We start from the raw sequence: 21,696 nt of genomic DNA, 5'->3' as shown, positions 1-21,696 counted from the left end.
GAATAATTTCATGTTGTTAACAGGAGCGCCATTATGTCTTCACTGCTTGCCAAATGTCAGCCACCAGATGTGAATGGACGTATTCAGCATATCTCACCAGAGAATGCTGGCTGGCGATTTGTTGGGTTTGATGTCTATCACCTTGCAGCGGGAAAATCGTTGATTCTGGACAGTGCTGATAATGAACTTTGTCTGGTATTGATTGCGGGTATTGCATCCGTTTCAACTCAGCAAGCTGAATATCCGCATATTGGCAAGCGCATGAGTCCGTTTGAACGAACACCACCGTATGCTGTTTATGTGCCACACCATGATCAGGTGAAAATTGTGGCGGAAACTGATTTGGAATTGGCCGTTTGCCGCGCTCCAGGTCATGGTTATTTACCTTCTCGCCTGATTACTCCGGCAGATGTGGGTGTTGAGCGTAGGGGGAAAGGGCGCAACCAACGTTTAGTGCATAATATTTTACCTGATACACAACCCGCAGACAGCCTGCTGGTGGTTGAGGTGTATACCGATGAAGGAAATACCAGTTCATATCCAAGCCACAAACATGATCAGGAAAATGCCGCAGATGAAACTTATCTGGAAGAAACCTATTATCACCGCCTGAACCCAGAGCAAGGTTTCTGCATGCAGCGAGTCTATACCGACGATCGTTCACTGGATGAATGCATGCCAGTTTATAACCGTGATGTGGTGAAAGTACCGAAAGGCTACCACCCAGTGGCAACATTGGCCGGATATAACAGCTATTACTTGAATGTCATGGCGGGGCCGGTGCGGTTGTGGAAGTTTACCTGGGAAAGAGATCACGCATGGATCAATAGTGATCAATATTCGCCAGAAAATAAATAAGCCAACTAGTTTTGGTTAGAGATAATGCGTGTGAGATAGATTGATGGGTAGGTAAGATCCTACCCATTTTATGGTTAACTTGGGGAATGCATAGTTTGGTATAACCAGAGAGTCTGCTGAAAGACTTACTCCTTTGCGTTATTCAATGCTAATGAAACCGCCAATGTTTGCGCCAGACACATAGATGCAACTTGTGAACGGAATCCGTCAACTTGCGCTTCTCGCACCACAAAACATACATCGCTGAACGCCGCCAATGGGCTGACCTGGCTGTCGGTAATCGCAATTTGCTGAGCACCACTTTTCGCACCCAACTCCACCAGTTCTAATGCTTCTTGAGCATAAGGTGAATAGCTGATAGCAATAACTACATCTTTAGGTTTCACCATACTCAATTGTTCCGCGAACATTCCTCCCAGCCCATCAATCAGGAAAGCACGGCGCTCTAAGTGACGTAATGCATAAGTCAGATAAGATGCCACACTGAAAGAACGGCGCAGCCCAATTACGTAGATATTTTCAGCGTTATTCAACAACTCAACTGCTTTATCCAATTGCTCGGCACTGGTTTGCACTGCCAATTGTTGCAGAGCTTGTGCATTCACCATGGTAAATACATTGAGTATTTCCGCGGGTTTTTCTGGTGCAGTGTTGCCATCGGTCGAGGTTTGGCGGAATAACCGTGCCCGCTCGGTATAATTTACCGTTTCTTCCATCAAGTGTTGACGGAATACCTGTTTCATTTCATTAAAGCCACTGAAACCAAAGGCATTTGCAAACCGAATTAGGGTTGAAGGTGGCACACTGGCTTGTGCTGCAATGGACGCAACCGTATCAAATGCGATGCTATTACTGTTATCTAAGATATAACGGGCAACTTGTTTTAAGCGTTTACTTAACGTCTCATAACGCTGACGGATTTGGTCTTGTAATAATGAAAGCTGAGTTGGGTTATTCATTCATTCGGCCTACGGCTGAGGAAAATTCAGGTCTTATCCCTTTCGTACTCGAAGCCGCAAAGTTGTTAGCTAGGTTTACTCACCCGAATCACTTATTGACGCAAATTCGCCTGGGTTTGTTCACTTGCTGACGACCTGTAACCCCAAGTTCTTTGGGTATATCTGCCAGGTATTCTAACAGATGGTTGGAAAATTTCATTTACTGATGCTGGCATTTACTTTTATTTCATTGCAACTTGAATTAGTTCACTGCGTATTATTAAAGAAAAGCGGGTAACCTAAAGATATTACTTTATTAAATTTAGCAAAGATGGGCATTTTTAAGACTAATGAGGAATAAACAGCGCAGATAGCAGCATAATGACGCCGATGTGTTCGCACACCGGCATCGGTAAAGTTGCTTTAAATTTAGGCTAACGGACGACAGTCCCGCCAATAACCTATAAGTGTTTGATAATTTTGTTTCACTTGCGAGATAAGCTCTGCATCATTCAACTCGCCTTGCAGCCAATGACGCGATGCCTGGGCGAAAATGGTGCGACCAACAGCAAAACCTTTAACCCACGGGGCTTGCGCAGCGGCGGAAAAACCCGCTTTTAATATGGCTTCTGGGGAATCTAACCCAAGAATTAATACACCCCGACAATAAGGGTCTTGAGTTTCAATCAGTTTACCAACCTGCTGCCAGTTTTCTGCACTAAGAGGCGGGAGTTTCCACCAATCTGGTTGAATACCTAATTGATAGAAATGTGACATAGTTTCAATATAATAGCGTTCGTCTTTATCTCTATTATCTTCAGGTAAAATCACCTCTAACAGCAATTCATGGCCTGATTTACAGCAGCCTTGGTAAACATCCATAATCAGTTCATCTTGCTGCCGGCGCAGCTCTGCGCTGTCTTGGGGATGATAAAAAACCAAACACTTCACAATATGTTCTATTGGCCAATCAATCAGTTGGGAGCCAATGTTGCCATGTTCAAGCCGCAATGGCCTTGAGCTGGGCTGCTCAATTGGACGGCCTATCCACCATCCTTGTCCTGTGATGGTATTTAGTGCGTCCTGACCGTAGGTTGTATCCGCCAAAATGCCACTTTTATGCGCCAGCCCAGATTCTTGGGCCGCCTGTTGTGCCGCCTGTAGCAGCAATAGTTTGAGTTTGGGAATGCGCTCTTCGCTAACACCGGCATCACGCGCCATATCAGCAAGTTGTTTGCGGTGATCAAAAGCAAACACACAAAGTTCTGGCCACTGTTGTTTACGTGTGGTCACCCGATGTAAATGGTTAAGTCGGGTATCACGATCAGGGCGTGGAACCGAATGTTCACGGCCGAGATAATCGTCTAATTCAATTTTGGTTGGCATGGCCGGTGCGCAGCCATGTCGGGAAACAACCAGCGCACCACAGGCATTGGCATAGCGGCAAGCTTGTTCCCAGCCTTCATCATTCAGGTAGCCGCGCAGTAAACCAGACATAAATGCATCACCCGCCCCCAATACATTGAGGACATCCACACGCACGCCAGAATGTAATTTGACGAACTCCCAATGGTGGGGAATTTCCCCTTCAAATACCGAACAACCTTGTGCTCCACGTTTGCAGACCAAGGTCGCCGGAGTAGATTTACGCACATTTTTCAAGGCGGTCAGCGTATCGGTGCTGCCCCCGGCAATGTGGAATTCTTCTTCTGTGCCAACAATTAAATTGAAATGGTGCAAAACTTCCTGTAATTCCTGGGTAACTTTTTCTGACGCAATGAAACGTGTTTCACCATCGCCAAGGGAGGTCAGGCCCCATAAAACTGGGCGATAATCAATGTCCAGGGCTGTTCGTAAACCATGTTTCTGTGCATATTCCAATGCTTTTAATACTGCGGCGCGCGTATTTGGATGAGAAAGATGTGTACCGGTGATGGCCAGCGCGCGTGAGGATGCAATATAAGATTCGTCAATATCTTCCGGTATCAGTGCCATGTCAGCACAGTTTTCACGATAAAAAATGAGTGGAAAAGTCTCTTGGTCTTTAATACCGAGAATAACCAGGGCTGTCAGGCGCTGTTTATCAGTAATAAGAAAACGGGTATCAGCTCCAACACGTTGTAATTCCTCGCGTAGGAAGCGGCCCATATGCTCATCTCCTACACGGGCTAGCATCCCTGATTTTAAGCCTTGGATTGCTGTTCCATAGGCAACATTACCGGATGAGCCGCCCAAATATTTGGCAAATGTACTGGTATCTTCCAGCCGGGAACCAATCTGTTGTCCATAAAAATCGACGGCAATTCGCCCGATACATATGACATCCAGCACTTTGTGTTGTGTACCCATCCCCATTTCCTTCTGTATTAAATCAAACCCGACAATGGCGGCTGCAATAGACCTGAAATAATGCTTCTAAAATCAGTATGAGGAATAAAAATTTCAAGTTCAAGATTAAATGAAATTTATTCCCCGGTTATGTGACCTGGCTAAAAGCCCTATATCACCACTTAAAAGAGGCATTACAAGGATTGATTGAGCGGATTAATGGTTGTTTGATTTGAAGGGTTTATGGGTGCTAATTTTCAATATAAGATAATAATATCAATTGTATATATGCATATTTAATTGGATGGACTGATGCCATTTGTAGCGACGATACTTGGGTTTTGTGATTTCAGTATTTACCCGATAATTTGATCTTCATCGCATAATGAAATGTTTCTTCTGTAATGCCATTTTATGAAAAAAATATTTGTTTATAATCCCTGCTATGTTTCACTTCTCGGTAATCAGCATAGCGGAAACCATCAAGTCTGCTGCTGCTTCCCGGCAAAGGTATCCCAAGGGGCTGAATACCTCTTAGCCACTATGGTGTTGCGCAAACAAAGCAAAGGATGGGTAAATGAATAAGATTCGGCTAACCACGGCACAGGCATTAGTCCGTTTTTTGGATAATCAATACCTGCAAGTTGATGGTCAGGAAATCAAATTTATCAAAGGTATTTTTGCTATTTTTGGCCACGGTAATGTGCTGGGTATCGGACAGGCTCTGGAACAAGATTGTGGCGGATTAGTTGTTCATCAGGGGCGAAATGAGCAAGGAATGGCCCATGCGGCCACCGGTTTTGCTAAACAAAAACTGCGCCAGCAGATCTATGCTTGTACATCATCGGTCGGGCCCGGCAGTGCCAATATGGTGACTGCCGCAGCGACTGCAACGGCTAACCGCATACCGTTACTTCTTCTCCCTGGTGATGTGTTTGCATCACGCCAACCTGACCCAGTGCTACAACAAATCGAACAATCTCATGACTTGAGTATCAGCACCAATGACGCATTCAAGCCAGTGAGTAAATACTGGGACCGTATTACGCGGCCAGAACAGTTGATGAGCGCGTGTATTAATGCCATGAGAGTGTTGACAGACCCGGCAGAGACAGGAGCTGTGACGTTGTGTCTGCCACAAGATGTTCAGGCAGAAGCCTATGATTATCCTGATTATTTTTTCCAAAAAAGAATTCATCGACTTGATAGGCGGCCAGCCAGTGCAGCAATGCTGGCTGATGCCATTGCATTGTTGAGTGCAAAACGTAAGCCTATTTTGGTGTGCGGTGGCGGGGTGAAATATTCACAAGCGGGCCTGGCATTACAACGATTTGCCGAATATTTCGGGGTGCCGTGGGTAGAAACACAAGCCGGTAAAGGGACGATTAGCGCCGAACATGAATTGAATCTTGGTGGTATTGGCGAAACCGGTTGCTTGGCCGCCAACACATTGGCAAAACAGGCTGATTTAGTCATTGGTGTCGGCACTCGTTATAGCGACTTTACCACGTCATCTAAATGGTTATTCCAGAACCCGAATGTTTCATTCCTCAATATTAATGTCAGTGCTTTTGATGCTGGAAAATTGGATGGTTTGCAGTTGCTGGCTGATGCGCGGGATGCATTGTCGGCATTGTATCAACAGCTGAGTGATACCGGATATCAGGCCGATTGGGGTGGTGAAATTGCTCGGATGCGCGCTGAGCAATTAACCGAGACACAGCGGGTCTATCAGGTGGAATACGCTGCACATGATTTCACCCCTGAGATTAATGACCACTTGGATCGTAAACAGGTTTTTGCTGAATTTATCAATAAAACCGGCTCTTTCCTGACACAAAGCCAAGTGCTGGGGGTGCTCAATGCTCAATTACCTCAAGATGCTGTCATTGTTGCCGCTGCGGGCAGTTTACCCGGTGATTTGCAGCGTGTATGGCGCGCACAAGGGAATAATGACTACCACGTTGAATATGGTTATTCGTGCATGGGCTATGAAGTTAATGCGGCATTAGGGGTGAAACTGGCTGAACCTGAGCGCGAAGTTTATTCATTAGTGGGTGACGGTGCTTTTATGATGCTGCATTCCGAGCTGGTCACGTCCATTCAAGAGCGCTGCAAAATTAATGTCGTGCTGTTCGATAACATGACCAATGGCTGTATTAATAACCTTCAAATGGAACATGGCATGGACAGCTATGCCACCGAATTCCGTTTCCGTAATCAAGAGACTGGCCAATTAGACGGTGATTTTGTTCCCGTAGATTTTGCCATGTTAGCCGCAGCTTATGGCTGTAAAACATATCGTGTTGCTACCGAACAGCAGCTGATCGATGCATTGGCAGATGCCCGTTTGCAGACCATTTCAACCTTGATAGACATTAAAGTCCTGCCAAAAACCATGGTGCATAAGTACTTGAGCTGGTGGCGGGTCGGGGTTGCTCAGGTTTCTGCCAGTGAAAGGACAGACGCCGTGGTTCGGGTATTGGATCAAAATATAGCCAAAGCCCGTGATTATTAGCGCTAATTGTATTTGATCTGGATGTGAAGTCGTAAAAAAACGGTGTCACCTGCAAGCCAAAACTTCATGAGGGAAATAATATGTCACTAAATATTGGTGTGATCGGAACGGGCGCGATTGGTCAGGATCATATTCGTCGTTGCAGCAAGGTATTGCAGGGGGGCCGTATTGTCGCCGTAACCGATATTAATCGCGAACATGCGACTAACGTTATTCGCGACCTTGGTATTGAAGCCAATGTTTATGCTGATGGTTATGAAGTGATTAAGGCAAAAGAAGTGGATGTAGTGCTCGTCACTTCTTGGGGGCCGAGCCACGAAGAGTTTGTTCTGGCAGCGATTGCTGCGGGTAAATATGTTTTTTGTGAAAAGCCATTAGCTGTCACTGCCGAAGGGTGTAAGCGCATTGTGGAAGCAGAGGCTGCACAAGGTAAGCGCTTGGTTCAGGTTGGGTTTATGCGCCCTTATGATCAAGGTTATCGTGCGCTAAAAGAGGTGATTACGAGTGGGAAAATTGGCGAGCCATTAATGTTGCATTGCGCTCATCGTAATCCGAGAGTTGGCGATAATTACACCACTAATATGGCTATCACTGATACATTAATTCATGAAATCGATGTATTACGCTGGTTATTAGATGATGATTATGTCTCTGTACAGGTTGTTTTCCCTCGCAAAGCTAAATATGCCAAAGCACAGCTGAGAGACCCGCAAGTCGTGTTATTTGAAACAGCGAAAGGGACACGTATTGATGTGGAAATCTTTGTAAACTGTCAATATGGCTATGATATTCAATGTGAAGTTGTGGGCGATATTGGTATAGCAAAATTACCTGAGCCATCCTCAGTATTGCTGCGTAGCGAAGCGCGGCTGTCGCATGAAATCCTCACCGATTGGAAAGACCGTTTTATCGATGCCTATGATATTGAGCTGCAAGCCTTTATCAATGATGTTCTGGCTGAAAAACTAACTGGGCCTTCTGCATGGGATGGTTTTGCTGCCGCGGTGACGGCGGATGCGTGTATTGCAGCACAAGACAGTGGTGATATTGTCTCTATTAGCTTGCCGCAACGCCCTAATTTTTATAACCAATAATATTGGGTGCGGCCTTTCGTGAAGTCATCAATTTACTGCTGACGGCATTTCACATGCATCGGTTAGCAATATATTGCGCATCCGCCACATGTTGATGCTGTTATTCATCAACATGTGAATATTGGTGACGGAAGAATTGATTTATCCGTATTGTTTTAATTGTATTCATCTGTATAAATCAGCGGTATCGCAGAGGTTTATTATGAATAAAGATCGTGTGAAGTTGGCAATTGCCCCTATTGGTTGGACGAATGACGATATGCCAGATTTAGGTAAAGAAAATACCTTCCAACAATGTATCAGTGAAATGGCATTGGCAGGTTTTACCGGCAGTGAGGTTGGCAGTAAATATCCACGAGATCCTAACATATTGAAACCAATGCTGGAGCTGCGCGGTATACAGATTTGTAATGCCTGGTTCAGTACTTTTTTTGCCGATGACCTGCGCGCTAAAACCATTGATGAATTTACCCATCATATGAATTTTCTCCATGCAATGGGGGCGAAAGTCATTGGTTGTTCAGAGCAAAGTAAAAGTATTCAAGGAACCACAAAGGCCGTATTTGAAGAGAAACCTTATTTTACTGATTCTGAATGGCAACGTGTTGCGGACGGCTATAACGAATTAGCCAAAATTGCTGCCACGAAAGGGATGCAGGTGTGTTTACATCACCATATGGGGACCGGCATTCAAACGACTGAAGAAATCGACCGTTATATGAGTATGGTTAACGACGACGTTTACCTGTTATTTGATACTGGCCATGCCTATTATTCCGAGGGCAGCCAAGAGGCAATGTTAGCTATTCTAGAAAAATACTTACCGCGAATTAATCATGTCCATCTGAAAGATGTCCGAGATGATATTGTCGCAGAAGTTAAAGCAAAAAAACTCAGCTTCCTTGATGGGGTGAAAAAAGGAACCTTTACCGTGCCTGGTGATGGTGTCATCGATTTCCGCCCTGTATTTAAGTTGCTGGATGAAAAAGAGTATCAGGGGTGGATGGTGGTGGAGGCCGAGCAGGATCCGGCTATTGCTAACCCATTCGAATATGCGGTGAAAGCCCGCCGCTATATCAAAGAAACGGCTGGCATTTAACTCTATTTTTGTCTTTGGGGCCGCAGGGGATAGGTTTTTTACTCTTCCCTGATGATTACCTGTTCCTGATGATTAACCTGAAATCTTGATTCGCGCCATATGGTACGCGTCGATAAATTGGCCATCTCGGAAAGCAAATAGCGAACTGGTTCCTTCAATATCAAAGCCAAATTTACGGTACAGGGCAATTGCCGCGTCATTATCGACAAAAACTGTCAACTCAATCCGTTGTATATTCAGCCAGTTATCACATAAGTCAATCATGGTTGCCATTAACGTGCTGCCAATACCTTGACCACAAAAATGGGCATCTACAGCGATACCGAAAGTTGCGGCATGGCGGCGGCGAGCCCGTTGATTAACTTCGACAGTGAGTTGCCCGACAATTTTATCATCGATGCAGGCCACCAGATTATGCATTCCGGCGGGTATCTCTTTGATTTTTTTAGCCCACATATCTTGAGACGGCAGGGGGAGCTGTAATGTGTCACGATAAACCTGTGGATGAGAAAATAGCTGCTGCAAGGCCGGATAGTCAGTGGCTTCCACATGGCGTATCTGCACATTATTCATAAATATACCCTTACTCTTACTATTTGAATTACCTAATAAAATATCAATTTATTTATCTGAGTCAATAATATTGCCAGTGGTGAAAAAAAACACTTTACAAGTGAGAGTGATAATGATTATCATTGTCGTGCTTTCCGATGAGGCCACAACGTTTAGGTGTTCACATTATGAAGGCACGACATTGCTCACATTGCTTCCAGTGTTTACTTAGCCAGCCGGGTGCTGGCTTTTTTTTTGCCATTTTTTCACTGCCTTCTTACTTAATCCCGCCCTAAGTGTTTTTACGTCTGCGTTGGTCATATTCCCTGTCTCTAATTGCCTAAAAATCAAATCATTTGTCTATTCACTGGCTAATTAGTCGAATTTTTTGAACAGAGGAGTGAGTTTTTTGCGCTTTCATATTATCCAGCGGCATCTAGACTATAGAAAACATTGAGGAGAACTGAAGATGATCTATTTACGCAAAGCAGAAGCACGTGGGCATGCTAATCATGGTTGGCTAGACAGCTGGCATACCTTCTCATTTGCTGATTATTATGATCCTGAATTTATGGGTTTTTCAGCGCTGCGTGTGATTAACGAAGACGTTATCGATGCAGGACAAGGTTTTGGTACTCATCCACATAAAGACATGGAAATCCTGACTTATGTACTGTCGGGCACCGTCGAGCACCAAGACAGTATGGGTAATAAAGAACAAATTCATGCCGGTGAATTCCAGATAATGAGCGCAGGCACCGGGATCCGCCATTCAGAATATAATGGCCGTGATGACCAACCGCTGCATTTGTACCAGATTTGGATTATCCCGAATAAAACGGGCTTGGAGCCACGCTACGAGCAGCAAATGTTCGATATCCCGCAGGGGCGTCAGCTAGTGCTATCACCAGATGCTCGTGATGGTTCGCTGAAAGTGTTCCAGGATATGACTCTATGGCGTTGGGCGCTAAAACGCGACGAGCAGTCGATTTATCAGATGCAGCCAGAGCGACGCGTCTGGATACAGGTAGTGCGTGGTCGAGTGTCTGTTAATGGCCATCATGCGGGAACCAGCGATGCCTTCGCTATCTGGGATGAAGTTGCGCTTTCTATTCATGCAGATGAAGACAGTGAAATCTTGTTGTTTGATTTACCGCCAGTTTAAGTGTGATTATCCAGAGTAAAAAGGGTATGCGCATCGCGTAATACCCTTTTTTTTGCTAGAATAGAGCCTCGTTTACTTTGGCTCAGCTCATTGATAATGAAGAAAAAAAGGCCAGTGCTACAAGATGTTGCCAATATGGTTGGGGTCACTAAAATGACCGTCAGCCGCTATTTGCGCAATCCGGAGCAAGTTTCTGCAGTTTTGCAGAAAAAAATCGCATTGGCATTAGACGAGCTTGGCTATATTCCCAATCGTGCTCCCGATATCCTTTCTAACGCTACCAGCCATGCTATTGGTGTATTACTGCCGTCATTAACTAACCAGGTTTTTGCTGAAGTGCTGCGCGGGATTGAGAGTGTGACAGATGCGCATGGCTATCAAACGATGTTGGCGCATTATGGCTATCGGAAAGAGCGCGAAGAGCAGCGCTTAACTTCACTACTTTCGTATAATATTGATGGTCTTATCCTCTCAGAACGCCACCATACGCCCCGTACCTTAAAAATGATTGAAGTTGCGGGCATTCCTGTAATTGAGCTGATGGATTGCATTTCCCCTTGTATTGATTTAGCTGTGGGTTTCAACAACTTTGAAGCCGCGCGGCAGATGACACAGCAAATTATCGCCAAAGGGCATAGATATGTGGTCTATTTTGGCGCGCGTCAGGACGAGCGCACAGTCATTAAGCAGCAAGGTTATGAGCAGGCCATGCGGGAATCCGGATTAGAACCTATGAGTGTAATGACCGGCCGCTCCTCATCCTATTCTGCGGGTGCGGAATTATTGCGTGAAGCGCAGGCCAGTTATCCGCAGATTGACAGCATTTTCTGCACTAATGATGACCTGGCAATTGGCGCGGTATTCGAGTGTCAGCGCCAGGGGCTGTCTATTCCACATGATATGGCAATCGCCGGTTTTCATGGCCATGATATTGGTCAGTCGATGGTGCCGAAACTGGCCAGTGTGCTGACTCCCCGTGAAAGAATGGGGCAAATTGGCGCTGAGCGTTTGTTGGCACGGCTGCGCGGAGAAGTGGTCACGCCCAGGATGGTCGATGTCGGTTTTACCCTCCTCCTTGGCGGCAGTATCTAATTTTTGCCATCTTGCTTAATGCAAGAGTCGGCTACTTAGCGAAATAAAATCAATAAGTTAAAAAGCTCATCAGGATTGATGAGCTTTCACCGCAAAATTTACACTCTTTTAGTCTATCTCATTGCTGTTATATCACTGTAGCTAACAGCAGACACCCAACCAATCCACAGACTGAAATAATGGTTTCCAACACTGACCATGACTTAAAGGTTTCCACAATCGTCAGGTTGAAGTATTCCTTGAACAACCAGAAGCCGGGGTCATTGACGTGAGAGAAAATCACACTGCCAGAACCGACGGCAATGACCATTAGTTCAGGGCTGGCACCGGTGGTGGCGATTAAGGGGGCCACAATACCGCCTGCGGTAATGGCGGCAACAGTCGCAGAACCCAGAGCAATACGTAAAGCTGCGGCGATTGACCATGCCATCAGAATTGGTGATAGGCCGCTGCTGTTCATCATGCCGGCGATGTAATGGTCAACACCGCTGTCGACTAAAACCTGCTTGAAAGCGCCGCCACCGCCGATAACCAACAGCATCATTGCAATAATTTTGATGGAGTCGGTGACCGTGTTCATCACTGATTCCATCGAGCGCCCACGATTTAAACCGAAAGTGAAAATCGCGATAAGGACAGCAATCAGAGTGGCGATTACCGGGTCACCCAAAAACTCGGCGTAAGGCAGGATAGGGTGGCCTTTGGGCAAAACCATTTCTGCCACCGCCCGCAATGCCATCAAAATAACTGGCACCAGCGCGGTACTGACACTGACACCAAAGCTTGGCATTTCTTCATCAGTGAAGATTTTCGGATTATACAAACCTTCTGGTACCGGTTTATCAATGCCTTTCAGAAAACGAGCAAATACCGGGCCTGCCAGGATAACAGTTGGAATGGCAAGCAATGTTCCGTACAGCAAGGTTTTGCCCATATCTGCATGGAAAATAGTCGCAATAGCGGTGGGGCCGGGATGTGGCGGTAAGAAGCCGTGAGTTACAGATAATGCGGCGGCCATCGGGACACCGACATACAACAAGGGAACACGGGCGGAAGCAGCAATACTGAAGACCAGCGGCAGTAATAACACGAAGCCGACTTCATAAAACAGAGCAAAACCGACGGTAAAACCGGTTAATACCACGGCCCACTGGATATGTTTTTTGCCGAATTTATTAATTAAGGTGGTGGCAATACGTTGAGCGCCACCGCAGTCAGCCAGTAATTTACCCAGCATGGCACCGAAGCCCATAATGAGTGCCAGGCTCCCCAGTGTTCCTCCGACCCCTGCTTTGATTGAGCCGACGACTTTATCGACAGGCATTCCTTGCATAACACCGACCGCCAGCGCGACCAGTATCAGGGAGATAAATCCGTTGAGTTTGAAACGGATCATCAATAACAGCAACATAGCGACGCCAATCGCTACAATGACTAATGGCATAGTGTTTCTCCACTTACTTAGGGTATCCCATCGCCCCTAGAGCTGCATGCAACTCCATGTTCTTTGGGTATATATCGCTTTTAGTTATAGTTTGCAGTCAGCCTTGCAGGCCAGCGTGATTGCGCGATTAAGTTCTATAATGGTGTTCTATCCTTTGTGATAAAAGTCACATCTCTTTTTGTTACCGGTATCATGATACCGGTAACATGATAAAATACGGAACCATAGCGAACAGTAAAATTCCCATTCTGAGATAGAGATCAAAATTATGGCAGGACGTAGCATTATCGTGATGGGCGTATCGGGGAGCGGTAAAACCACAGTGGGAGAAGCTGTAGCCCGCCGGATTCATGCCAAATTTATTGATGGTGATGACCTGCATCCTCGCGCCAATATTCAGAAGATGGGCAGTGGGCATCCGCTAAATGATGAGGATCGTCTGCCGTGGTTAGAGCGCTTGAGTGACGCGGCTTATAGTCTGAATCATAAAAATGAAACGGGCATTATTGTCTGCTCAGCATTAAAACGCCGCTATCGCGACCGCCTGCGGGAAGGCAATCCGGAAATGGTGTTTTTATATCTGCAAGGCAGTTTTGATGTAATTATGGAACGGTTAAAAGCCCGCTCCGGCCATTTTATGCCAACCGACTTGCTGAAAAGCCAATTCGAAGCACTGGAAGAACCTGGGCCAGAAGAGCCAGATGTTATCTGTGTGGATATTGATGCGGATATTGATGAAGTCGTGCAGCGGTGTGTGGCGGGGTTGGGGATGGCGTGATGTAGTTCGATTCGGCGGGTATTGGAGAAGATTTCAGTTGATATTCATTCCGTGATTAGCTGTTCTCCATATTCTCAGCCGGGCAGGAGGGCTGGCCGCCCCTCCTGTGACTTACTGGCAAATCGAGCGGGTAATGTATTACTTCATTAAATAGGCCCGCACACCATCTAAGAACATCTGTGTTGATAACATTACCAAAATTAATCCCATCAGCCTTTCCAATGCACTGACACCTTTGTTTCCCAGCAAGCGCAGGAACAGATTCGACATCAACAAAATGGCAGCAGATAACCCCCAGGCAATCATTAATGCCAGCACTAAATGACCGAGTTGATTAGGGTATTGATGTGACAACAGCATCAGTGTTGCCAAAATGGACGGGCCTGCGACCAATGGAATTGCCAATGGAACCAAGAAAGGTTCTTCCCCGGCAGATAGCCCGGTAACATTGCTTTCTGGTGAAGGGAAAATCATCTTAATGGCGATTAAAAACAAAATGATACCGCCAGATATCGACACAGTTTCAGTGCGCAGATTCAGAAATGCCAGGATTTTTTCACCGGCAAACAGGAAAATCAGCATCAATACGAGGGCTATCAGCAATTCGCGGATCAATACCACTCGACGCCGTTTGGGCTCCAGATGTTTGAGCACTGACATAAAAATCGGCAAGTTTCCTAGCGGATCCATAATCAAAAACAGCAACACAGTTGCCGCAATCATCTCTGTCATTTTTACCTCAAAAAGGGCTAAAAAAACTGGCGTTTCCAGCCAGTCAAAGTCACATATTAGGATGATTACTTTGAATCATTCTGGTATCGAATAATTTAACTTGCCACTTTGTCCATATTTTGTAAGGTGGTATCAGGTCTGTGTTCATCAGTTTGCCATAGTAAACGTGCAGTGATGCAAGATAGACATCCATTAATCGGTGTCACCTTCCAAGGCAGGGCAGTAAACATGAAAAACGTTGGTTTTATCGGCTGGCGCGGTATGGTCGGCTCAGTCCTCATGCAACGCATGATTGAAGAACGCGACTTTGACGGCATCCGCCCGGTCTTTTTCTCTACCTCTCAGCACGGTCAAGCTGCACCGACTTTTACGGGGCAGCAGGGCACGCTACAAGATGCTTATGATATTGATGCGCTGAGTGCATTGGATATTATCATCACTTGCCAAGGAGGGGATTATACCAACGAAATTTATCCAAAGCTGCGAGAAACTGGCTGGCAAGGTTATTGGATTGATGCCGCGTCTTCACTGCGCATGCGCGATGACACGATTATTATTCTGGACCCGGTGAACCACCATGTGATTCAGCAAGGGCTGGATAAAGGTATCAAAACCTTTGCGGGGGGTAACTGTACTGTTAGCTTGATGCTGATGTCCTTGGGTGGTTTGTTTGCAAACGATCTGGTGGAGTGGGCCTCAGTGGCAACATATCAGGCCGCATCCGGTGGCGGTGCTCGCCATATGCGCGAATTGCTGACCCAAATGGGCATGTTGCATGCTGGCGTGGCGAAAGAGTTGCAAGACCCAGCCTCGGCTATTTTGGATATTGAACGCAAAGTCACAGCGGCAACACGTAGCGGTACTTTACCGACCGATAATTTTGGCGTACCACTGGCGGGCAGTTTAATTCCGTGGATCGACAAGGCGCTGGATAATGGTCAAAGCCGCGAAGAGTGGAAAGGCCAAGCCGAGACTAATAAGATTCTGAATACTGGTATGGTAATTCCAGTTGATGGTTTGTGTGTTCGTGTTGGTGCTCTGCGGTGTCACAGCCAGGCCTTTACGCTGAAGCTGAAAAAAGACGTACCATTGCCAGAAATCGAGCAATTGCTGGCCACACATAATGACTGGGTTCGTGTTATTCCGAATGACCGCGAACTGAGCATGCGGGAACTGACGCCAGCCGCAGTCACAGGGACATTAAATACCCCAGTTGGCCGTTTGCGCAAACTGAATATGGGGCCAGAATATCTCTCTGCCTTTACCGTGGGTGACCAGCTACTGTGGGGTGCGGCAGAGCCACTGCGCCGTATGCTGCGGCTCTTGATGTAATTATTTCGCCAAGTTTAGCTAATAATACGAAAAAACACTCTGCTGGTCAGGGTGTTTTTTTATTTTCAGTCAAGATTAAAATAAACTAATATATCTATTATGTCGTTAGTTATATTTTTTATTAAAATAATGCAATCATGAAGAATAAAATAAGGCTGATTTTTATTTACATCTAAATAACAGTTGCAATGAATTTTCCGACGGAATATTCTGTATTTGAGTTCGGCTCGGTAGAAAATATGAACAATTCAAAGCTTATTATTAGGGTTTTAAACATAATATTAAAAGTTATATTTTACACGTTTTTTTATTTGGTGATGTTATATTTCTCTAGTTTTTTATTGGGCGGGGAAATACCTGGGGTTGGAAGTAAACTATATATTTCATTTGGCTGTGCGATTATATGCACATTCGTTCCCACTTTAGATTATATGAGGAAGGTGATAGACAGTTACTTTAAAATAAGGAGTAAATAAATAATTGGTATAATAATTTATCAATGTAAATAAAAGTAGTTATTGTATGAGAAACTTATCTATAATTGAAATAAATAATGTCAGCGGTGGCGATTCTGGAAGAGAATTAGTTCAGACATCCGGTTCTATAGCTGGGGGAGTTATTGGTGGGCGTTTCGCTGGTGTTGCTGGGGCTACAGGAGGTGCGGCATTAGGTAGTGTTGTCGGAGGGAAAGCTTATGATGGTGTCGCTCACATCATTAACTCATCACCTCAAATTACGATCCCCCCACAGCATTATAATATTCTTGACCACAACACCGTGAGACAACCTGCTTATCATATTCCGATGAATCAAAACCATTTCCCAAGATGGTGAATATAGTTATTTTTCTTTAGTCAAACTAACACAATACATCTTCATTTATGTGATAATGTGTTGTGTTTTTATTTTAACTCTAATTTATATATATATTAATTAATCTGATCTATTAATTCTCAGTATCTACTGTGAGTTTTTTTAGAGTAATTATAGTAGATATTAATTTTTGTTTTGGAGATACAGCATGTTCAGGCAGGAAGCCTTTGATTATCAGCAGCAAAGTGCTTTCTAGAATCTGTCTAGCCAAAATATGCAAGAAGCACTGCAAATTATCAATTTTGAGAGTGAAATTATTATCCGGGCTGCTGATTTTGATAATCAGATTTCACAATATCAATTACAGTATGGTGATTTACAACGGCAGTTAGCTGAAACTGATGCGACAGGAATATTAGTTATCAATGCGCCAGTCAATGGGCGAATAGAATCACTTAGTGTGACAACCGGGCAAATGGTTAATGTCGGGGACAGTCTGGCACAATTAGTTCCAGGTACTGATACGTGATATTATGTCCTTTGCATGATTGAGAGAGTCCTAACTCTCACTCGCGGTAATAAACGGCAGTTTAATGATAATGCGGGTAAACTCCTCAGCCTTGCTTATTACGGTCACGCCATATTCGTTGCCATAGCGCACTTTAATACGTCTATCCACCAGATTCATGCCCAGCCCATCGCCATTGGGCCGTGGTTGATACAATCCGGCGTTATCCTCGACTTCTAGCACCAGCACATTATTATCCAGCTGCCCGTGCAATCTGATTCGCCCATGGCTGAACATCTGTGAAATACCATGTTTAATAGCATTTTCGACGACCGGCTGTAGGGAAAATGCCGGTAATCGCGCGTCCATTAATTCACTCGGCAATGAGATTTCTACACTCAGACGATCAGCAAAACGTGCTTTTTCGATTTCCAGATATGCATTCACATGTTCGATTTCATCACTTAGTGTGACCACATCGTGGCTGCGTTTGAGATTTTTGCGGAAAAATGTCGACAGAGAAAGCACCAGTTTGCGGGCATGATCTGGATTGCGGCGAATAACGACTGACAGAGTATTGAGCGCATTAAACAGAAAATGGGGATTCACTTGCGCGTGCAGCAGTTTGATTTCAGATTGTGCCAATAACTGCTTTTGTTGCTCAAATTCACCCGCCAGAATCTGGGCTGACAGTAAGTGGGCAATACCCTCGCCCAAGGTGCGGTTCATACTGGAGAATAATTTACTTTTGGGTTCATACAGTTTGATGCTGCCAATCACCCGATGTTCTTCGCCACGTAAGGGAATGACTAAGGTGGAACCCAGCTTACAAGTGGGCGAAATTGAGCAGGTATAGGGCACCGCATTGCCATCGGCATAGACCACTTGATTGAGCTCCATTGCCCGGTGGGTATGGTCTGAGGTGATGGTATCGCCCACTCGATGGTGGTCAGAGCCGGTGCCAATAAATGCCAGCAGTTTATCTCGGTCAGTGATGGCCACCGCGCCCACCCCCAGCTCTTCATATAAAATACGCGCCACCCGCATACTGTTTTTTTGGTCAAAACCGTGGCGGAGTAGCCCTTCTGCTCGCGCGGCAATTTGCAATGCTTTGGCCGAGAATGCCGTGGTGTATTTTTCGAAAATGGCCCGCCTGTCCAATAAGATCCGCATAAACATGGCGGCCCCTATGGTGTTGGTAATCATCATTGGCAGGGCAATATTTTCTACCAGTTCGACGGCTTCGGCGAATGGGCGGGCAACGACCAGAATAATCAGCATTTGTAAGACTTCAGCCACCAAGGTAATCCCCGCCACCACCAATGGCTGGAACAACAGGTCGAGTCGGTTTCTACGGATCAAATAGCTGTGCAGGAAACCACCTAATAGCCCTTCGGCCACGGTAGAGAGCATGCAGGCGGTTGCAGTCATTCCCCCCATAGAATAGCGGTGTAATCCGCCAGTCAACCCGACTAAAAATCCGACTGATGGCCCCCCGAGCACCCCCCCAAGCACTGCGCCGATAGCCCGGGTATTGGCGATGGAGTCATCAATATGCAAGCCAAAGTAAGTTCCCATAATACAAAACATGGAAAACGTGAGGTAGCACACCAGTTTGTGGGGCAACCTAATGGTAACCTGCATTAAGGGAATAAAAAGAGGTGTTTTACTCAACAGATAGGCAATAACCAGATACACACACATCTGTTGTAACAGAGAAAAAATAAGTTCTACTTGGCTCACGCCCATGTTGGATGACCACTGTAATTGCTGCGATTATTTATTTCTGCCGCCATTGTAGCCAGATTTCTTTGTGGAGAAGTTAACCGGCCTCTTTTTTTAACAAAAAAGCCCTTTGGGGCTAAATATCATGCCAGTTTCTTATTTTCTCGATTTCAGCTGGTGGGTAACGGGTTGCTTTTATGTTACTCATTAAGAAAATAACGCCATACCCGGTGCCTTTTGTACCACTCAAGTCCTTCTTTTCTTACTAAATGGTGGAAGAAAAAATTTCATTAGCCATAAGCCAGTTTTTTGTCATCCATTGACTATGCTTATTGTTTGGGTAAGAAAATTCTGTTTGGGCAAGAAAATTTTGCCGACTATGCGCATCATCAGAAAAAGGTTAAGGCATTAAATCCATTTTTTTGACCTTAATCATGTTTCATACATTAAATGGATTGCATGATTAAAATGCTGGATTTTGACACTTTTTTTCAAACTTTGTCATGAAATCATGTTGTTAATCAAAGGAAGAAGATATGTCAGGACTTCCCAACCGTCAGGTGATTAATCAAATTATTTCCGGCCATTATGCCGATCCTTTTTCTATTTTGGGCATGCATCAAGCTGAGCAGGGGCTACAGGTCTGTGCACTGCTGCCAGATGCTAAAGACGTCTGGTTGGTCGACACCAAAAATGGGCGAAATGTTGCTCAGTTTACCCGTGAAGACCCACGCGGTTTTTTTATTGCCAAACTCCCGCGCCGTAAAAATCCATTTCGCTATCAATTAGCCGTTACCTGGCAAGAAAGCAGCCAGATTATCGAAGATCCCTACCGATTCGGAACATTATTGCAAGATATCGATATTTGGTTACTGGCCGAAGGCACCCATTTACGTCCTTATGAACGTTTAGGTGCGCATTTGATGACCCTTGATGGGGTGCCGGGGGTGAGTTTTGCTGTTTGGGCTCCGAATGCCAAGCGGGTATCGGTGGTTGGTGAATTTAACTTTTGGGATGGTCGTCGCCACCCAATGCGCCTACGACGTGAAAATGGAATTTGGGAGCTGTTTCTGCCCGGTGTTGAGGCGGGGCAACTTTATAAGTTTGAGGTCATTGATTGCCATGGTCAGGTACGGCTGAAAGCCGATCCCTATGCCTTTGAAGCTCAAATGCGGCCAGAAACCGCGTCTCTGATTAGCCCATTACCTGATGTGGTGGCGAATACCCCGAAACGGCAAAAAGCCAATGATTTACGCTCACCTATTTCTATTTATGAGGTGCATTTGGGGTCATGGCGACGCCATGTTGAGAATAATTATTGGCTTAGTTACAGCGAGTTAGCCGACCAACTGGTGGAATACGTCAAATACATGGGCTTTACCCATGTGGAATTATTGCCGATTAACGAACACCCCTTTGATGGCAGTTGGGGTTACCAGCCACTGGGATTGTATGCCCCGACCCGCCGCTTTGGCACGCCGCAGGATTTTAAAGATTTTGTCGCTAAATTCCATGCTGCCGGCATTAATGTCATTCTTGATTGGGTGCCCGGCCATTTCCCTAGTGATGAGCATGGTTTATCCACTTTTGACGGCACCGCGCTTTATGAATATGCCGATCCGCGAGAAGGTTTTCATCAGGATTGGAATACCCTGATTTACAACTATGGCCGCAATGAAGTTCGTAACTATTTGGCCGGAAACGCATTTTATTGGATGGAGCGTTTTGGTATTGATGCATTGCGCATTGATGCCGTAGCTTCAATGATTTACCGCGATTATAGCCGTGCTGAAGGGCAATGGGTGCCTAACCACTATGGTGGGCGGGAGAATCTAGAGGCCATCGCCTTCCTGCGCTACACCAACCACACGATTGGTGTTGAGCGCGCTGGTGGTGTGACGATGGCGGAGGAATCTACCGACTTCCCTGGGGTGACATTACCGCCGGAGGCGGGCGGATTGGGCTTCAACTATAAATGGAATATGGGCTGGATGCATGACACGCTCAATTACATGCAATGTGACCCTATTCACCGCAAATACCACCATAATCTTATGACTTTCGGTATGTTATATGCCTATACCGAAAACTTTATTTTACCCATTTCTCATGATGAAGTTGTGCATGGCAAACGCTCGGTACTTGACCGGATGCCGGGAGATGCATGGCAAAAATTCGCCAATCTGCGCGCGTATTACGCCTTTATGTGGGCGCATCCCGGCAAAAAATTGCTGTTTATGGGATGTGAATTTGCCCAAGGGCGTGAGTGGAATTTCGATGCCAGTCTCGACTGGTATTTGCTGGACGACGAAAATGGCTGGCACAAAGGTGTGCAACGGTTGGTTCGCGACCTTAACCATTGTTATCAACAATGTGCGCCATTATATGAGTTAGATTACCAACCAGAAGGTTTTGAATGGCTGGTGGTGGATGACCATGAGAACTCGGTATTTGCTTTCCTGCGGCGCGATGCTAATGGTAACGAACTGATTGCTATCAGTAATTTCACTCCAGTCCCGCGTTATAACTACCGCGTGGGGATACCGCAAGGGGGCCATTATCGTGAAATTCTGAATTCTGACTCAGAGTTTTACCGTGGCAGTAATTTGGGCAATCAGGGGGGGATTCATAGCCATCAGGTGGCTAGCCATAATCACCCTCATTCATTGCTGTTGACCCTGCCGCCGCTGTCGACAATTTATTTGTTGCGGGAGGGGTAG

General features: G+C 45.6%; 17 protein-coding genes. 11 read left to right on the top strand and 6 right to left on the bottom strand.

Features of this window, described 5'->3' with window-relative positions; genetic code table 11:
* The first annotated feature begins 33 nt into the window (after positions 1-33).
* The gene (iolB, locus tag YROHD0001_RS08660; RefSeq protein WP_004714759.1) at positions 34-858 is read left to right on the top strand and encodes a 5-deoxy-glucuronate isomerase; all 825 of its coding nucleotides are present in this window, start codon (positions 34-36) and stop codon (positions 856-858) included.
* 125 nt (positions 859-983) lie between these two features.
* Here iolB and YROHD0001_RS08665 read toward each other — a convergent pair whose 3' ends face one another.
* Both YROHD0001_RS08665 and YROHD0001_RS08670 read right to left on the bottom strand, forming a co-directional pair.
* Positions 984-1,817 (bottom strand): MurR/RpiR family transcriptional regulator, encoded by an 834-nt coding sequence (locus tag YROHD0001_RS08665; protein ID WP_004714758.1) that lies wholly within the window; start codon positions 1,815-1,817, stop codon positions 984-986.
* Between the two features lie 408 nt (positions 1,818-2,225).
* Positions 2,226-4,145: a bifunctional 5-dehydro-2-deoxygluconokinase/5-dehydro-2-deoxyphosphogluconate aldolase gene (locus YROHD0001_RS08670; RefSeq protein ID WP_032816923.1), complete on the bottom strand. Its 1,920-nt coding sequence runs from the start codon at positions 4,143-4,145 to the stop codon at positions 2,226-2,228.
* 556 nt (positions 4,146-4,701) lie between these two features.
* On the opposite strand from YROHD0001_RS08670, the gene iolD reads away from it, so the two are divergent.
* From iolD to iolE, 3 genes are all read left to right on the top strand, one after another.
* A complete protein-coding gene (gene iolD / locus YROHD0001_RS08675; protein ID WP_004714756.1) occupies positions 4,702-6,642 on the top strand; it encodes a 3D-(3,5/4)-trihydroxycyclohexane-1,2-dione acylhydrolase (decyclizing) in 1,941 nt (646 codons plus the stop codon).
* An 80-nt stretch (positions 6,643-6,722) separates the two neighbouring features.
* Positions 6,723-7,736, top strand: coding sequence for a bifunctional inositol 2-dehydrogenase/D-chiro-inositol 1-dehydrogenase (iolG, locus tag YROHD0001_RS08680; RefSeq protein WP_004714755.1), 1,014 nt, complete (start codon positions 6,723-6,725; stop codon positions 7,734-7,736).
* Between the two features lie 202 nt (positions 7,737-7,938).
* The gene (gene iolE / locus YROHD0001_RS08685; RefSeq protein WP_004714754.1) at positions 7,939-8,835 is read left to right on the top strand and encodes a myo-inosose-2 dehydratase; all 897 of its coding nucleotides are present in this window, start codon (positions 7,939-7,941) and stop codon (positions 8,833-8,835) included.
* 72 nt (positions 8,836-8,907) lie between these two features.
* On the opposite strand, the gene YROHD0001_RS08690 is transcribed toward iolE, so the two are convergent.
* Positions 8,908-9,408 carry a GNAT family N-acetyltransferase gene (locus YROHD0001_RS08690; RefSeq protein WP_004714753.1) on the bottom strand — a complete coding sequence of 167 codons (501 nt, stop codon included), beginning with the start codon at positions 9,406-9,408 and terminating at the stop codon, positions 8,908-8,910.
* A 448-nt stretch (positions 9,409-9,856) separates the two neighbouring features.
* Here YROHD0001_RS08690 and YROHD0001_RS08695 point away from each other — a divergent pair, with 448 nt between their 5' ends.
* Both YROHD0001_RS08695 and gntR read left to right on the top strand, forming a co-directional pair.
* A complete protein-coding gene (locus YROHD0001_RS08695) occupies positions 9,857-10,552 on the top strand; it encodes a pirin family protein (RefSeq protein WP_004714752.1) in 696 nt (231 codons plus the stop codon).
* Positions 10,553-10,648: 96 nt separating this feature from the next.
* A complete protein-coding gene (gene gntR, locus YROHD0001_RS08700) occupies positions 10,649-11,644 on the top strand; it encodes a gluconate operon transcriptional repressor GntR (RefSeq protein ID WP_004714751.1) in 996 nt (331 codons plus the stop codon).
* Between the two features lie 127 nt (positions 11,645-11,771).
* Here gntR and gntT read toward each other — a convergent pair whose 3' ends face one another.
* Entirely contained in the window at positions 11,772-13,088 is a 1,317-nt protein-coding gene (gntT, locus tag YROHD0001_RS08705; protein ID WP_004714750.1) for a gluconate transporter, read from the bottom strand.
* A 268-nt stretch (positions 13,089-13,356) separates the two neighbouring features.
* Here gntT and YROHD0001_RS08710 point away from each other — a divergent pair, with 268 nt between their 5' ends.
* Complete coding sequence (locus YROHD0001_RS08710; RefSeq protein WP_004714749.1) at positions 13,357-13,866, top strand: gluconokinase; 510 nt, start codon at positions 13,357-13,359, stop codon at positions 13,864-13,866.
* A gap of 138 nt (positions 13,867-14,004) precedes the next feature.
* Here the strand turns inward: YROHD0001_RS08710 and YROHD0001_RS08715 are convergent, their stop codons facing one another.
* Positions 14,005-14,598, bottom strand: coding sequence for a YhgN family NAAT transporter (locus YROHD0001_RS08715; RefSeq protein ID WP_004714748.1), 594 nt, complete (start codon positions 14,596-14,598; stop codon positions 14,005-14,007).
* A gap of 228 nt (positions 14,599-14,826) precedes the next feature.
* On the opposite strand from YROHD0001_RS08715, the gene asd reads away from it, so the two are divergent.
* From asd to YROHD0001_RS08725, 3 genes are all read left to right on the top strand, one after another.
* Positions 14,827-15,930 (top strand): aspartate-semialdehyde dehydrogenase, encoded by a 1,104-nt coding sequence (gene asd, locus YROHD0001_RS08720; protein WP_032816921.1) that lies wholly within the window; start codon positions 14,827-14,829, stop codon positions 15,928-15,930.
* 522 nt (positions 15,931-16,452) lie between these two features.
* Positions 16,453-16,764: a hypothetical protein gene (locus YROHD0001_RS0117910; RefSeq protein WP_032816918.1), complete on the top strand. Its 312-nt coding sequence runs from the start codon at positions 16,453-16,455 to the stop codon at positions 16,762-16,764.
* 253 nt (positions 16,765-17,017) lie between these two features.
* Positions 17,018-17,272 carry a biotin/lipoyl-binding protein gene (locus tag YROHD0001_RS08725; RefSeq protein WP_004714746.1) on the top strand — a complete coding sequence of 85 codons (255 nt, stop codon included), beginning with the start codon at positions 17,018-17,020 and terminating at the stop codon, positions 17,270-17,272.
* 30 nt (positions 17,273-17,302) lie between these two features.
* Here YROHD0001_RS08725 and YROHD0001_RS08730 read toward each other — a convergent pair whose 3' ends face one another.
* The gene (locus YROHD0001_RS08730) at positions 17,303-19,000 is read right to left on the bottom strand and encodes a sensor histidine kinase (protein WP_004714745.1); all 1,698 of its coding nucleotides are present in this window, start codon (positions 18,998-19,000) and stop codon (positions 17,303-17,305) included.
* Positions 19,001-19,512: 512 nt separating this feature from the next.
* Here YROHD0001_RS08730 and glgB point away from each other — a divergent pair.
* Positions 19,513-21,696 carry a 1,4-alpha-glucan branching protein GlgB gene (gene glgB / locus YROHD0001_RS08735; RefSeq protein ID WP_004714741.1) on the top strand — a complete coding sequence of 728 codons (2,184 nt, stop codon included), beginning with the start codon at positions 19,513-19,515 and terminating at the stop codon, positions 21,694-21,696.

This window comes from Yersinia rohdei ATCC 43380 (assembly GCF_000173775.1).
Taxonomy (GTDB): Bacteria; Pseudomonadota; Gammaproteobacteria; order Enterobacterales; family Enterobacteriaceae; genus Yersinia; species Yersinia rohdei.
This window is presented reverse-complemented; position numbering and strand designations above follow the sequence as displayed.

What these genes read in the sequence shown, in the direction of transcription:
- iolB (WP_004714759.1), top strand. Translation starts at nt 34, where the DNA reads ATGTCTTCACTGCTTGCCAAATGTCAGCCACCAGATGTGAATGGACGT.
- YROHD0001_RS08665 (WP_004714758.1), bottom strand. Translation starts at nt 1,817, where the DNA reads ATGAATAACCCAACTCAGCTTTCATTATTACAAGACCAAATCCGTCAG.
- YROHD0001_RS08670 (WP_032816923.1), bottom strand. Translation starts at nt 4,145, where the DNA reads ATGGGTACACAACACAAAGTGCTGGATGTCATATGTATCGGGCGAATT.
- iolD (WP_004714756.1), top strand. Translation starts at nt 4,702, where the DNA reads ATGAATAAGATTCGGCTAACCACGGCACAGGCATTAGTCCGTTTTTTG.
- iolG (WP_004714755.1), top strand. Translation starts at nt 6,723, where the DNA reads ATGTCACTAAATATTGGTGTGATCGGAACGGGCGCGATTGGTCAGGAT.
- iolE (WP_004714754.1), top strand. Translation starts at nt 7,939, where the DNA reads ATGAATAAAGATCGTGTGAAGTTGGCAATTGCCCCTATTGGTTGGACG.
- YROHD0001_RS08690 (WP_004714753.1), bottom strand. Translation starts at nt 9,408, where the DNA reads ATGAATAATGTGCAGATACGCCATGTGGAAGCCACTGACTATCCGGCC.
- YROHD0001_RS08695 (WP_004714752.1), top strand. Translation starts at nt 9,857, where the DNA reads ATGATCTATTTACGCAAAGCAGAAGCACGTGGGCATGCTAATCATGGT.
- gntR (WP_004714751.1), top strand. Translation starts at nt 10,649, where the DNA reads ATGAAGAAAAAAAGGCCAGTGCTACAAGATGTTGCCAATATGGTTGGG.
- gntT (WP_004714750.1), bottom strand. Translation starts at nt 13,088, where the DNA reads ATGCCATTAGTCATTGTAGCGATTGGCGTCGCTATGTTGCTGTTATTG.
- YROHD0001_RS08710 (WP_004714749.1), top strand. Translation starts at nt 13,357, where the DNA reads ATGGCAGGACGTAGCATTATCGTGATGGGCGTATCGGGGAGCGGTAAA.
- YROHD0001_RS08715 (WP_004714748.1), bottom strand. Translation starts at nt 14,598, where the DNA reads ATGACAGAGATGATTGCGGCAACTGTGTTGCTGTTTTTGATTATGGAT.
- asd (WP_032816921.1), top strand. Translation starts at nt 14,827, where the DNA reads ATGAAAAACGTTGGTTTTATCGGCTGGCGCGGTATGGTCGGCTCAGTC.
- YROHD0001_RS0117910 (WP_032816918.1), top strand. Translation starts at nt 16,453, where the DNA reads ATGAGAAACTTATCTATAATTGAAATAAATAATGTCAGCGGTGGCGAT.
- YROHD0001_RS08725 (WP_004714746.1), top strand. Translation starts at nt 17,018, where the DNA reads ATGCAAGAAGCACTGCAAATTATCAATTTTGAGAGTGAAATTATTATC.
- YROHD0001_RS08730 (WP_004714745.1), bottom strand. Translation starts at nt 19,000, where the DNA reads ATGGGCGTGAGCCAAGTAGAACTTATTTTTTCTCTGTTACAACAGATG.
- glgB (WP_004714741.1), top strand. Translation starts at nt 19,513, where the DNA reads ATGTCAGGACTTCCCAACCGTCAGGTGATTAATCAAATTATTTCCGGC.